Annotated in this window: 1 protein-coding gene; it reads right to left on the bottom strand. The window is 49.7% G+C overall.

Annotation, left to right across the window (positions count from 1 at the left end):
* Positions 1-356: 356 nt before the first annotated feature.
* Positions 357-731 carry a hypothetical protein gene (locus HWX22_RS31275; protein WP_175916995.1) on the bottom strand — a complete coding sequence of 125 codons (375 nt, stop codon included), beginning with the start codon at positions 729-731 and terminating at the stop codon, positions 357-359.
* Positions 732-859 lie beyond the last annotated feature (128 nt).

Below are 859 nucleotides of genomic sequence, written 5' to 3'. Positions count from 1 at the left end.
AGCCCTCGTCACGCCAGAAATCGATTCGCATACGTTCTTCAGGTTGAAGTTGTTGGTACGTTCTCTTTGCCATTCGCGGACATTACCGGATGGCGAGAGTGTTGCACTTCAGATTTGAGGCCGCCCAGATGTGGGCGAAATTCAAAGTTCGCCGTGCGAATTGCCCTCAGACACAAGAAGGCCCGCTTCGAGCGGGCTTCATTTCTAACCGATGTAGTGCGGTCTTTTATTCCGAATAGCCTTCGAAACCTCCGAAATTGTATCGAGGCAATATCGCACAAATTTGTCGTCGACCTCGATCAAGGTCGCAACTTCTCCTGCATCGAACTCGTTAAAGAAATTCTGTCCATGCAATTTCACACGAAACGGAAGCTGGCCAGCTTTCGCGCAGAGGGGCTATAGCTCTTTCCTCGGCCGTGCTTCAAGACATTAATTGCGAAGTACAAGTCTTCGAATCGCTCATTTAGGTCTGTCATTCCGGCCTGGCTAATAATGGCCTTTGCCTCTTTGAATCCGTCCGCAACGGCCAGTCCGTCCTGCAACCGAGCCTCAAAAATTGAAAAGACACCGACCACATGAATTGCCCTTTCAAGCTGTACCGCTTGCAGCGTTTTGATATGTGTCGTAGCGGCGCTTGTCTGCAGTGCCGCCGTAGCCGCCTTCGAAACTTCCTCCAGCATTGAAAGTATGAACTCTGTGTTTCTCAGTGCTAGTTCGGCGTAGCTGTGCATTTCTGTTGATGTCCGCACAGAACTGACCCACTAGAGCTGAAAATTTTCATCGAATTTTGACCCACGTGATTGAATGCCCTGCTCAATCTTTGAGCAGGGGATACAAAGGTGATCACGGTGGGCATATT

Source organism: Burkholderia sp. BCC1638, from assembly GCF_902833195.1.
Lineage (GTDB): Bacteria > Pseudomonadota > Gammaproteobacteria > Burkholderiales > Burkholderiaceae > Burkholderia > Burkholderia diffusa.
Note: the sequence above shows the minus strand (reverse complement) of the source record. Positions and strands in the feature narration are given on the sequence as shown.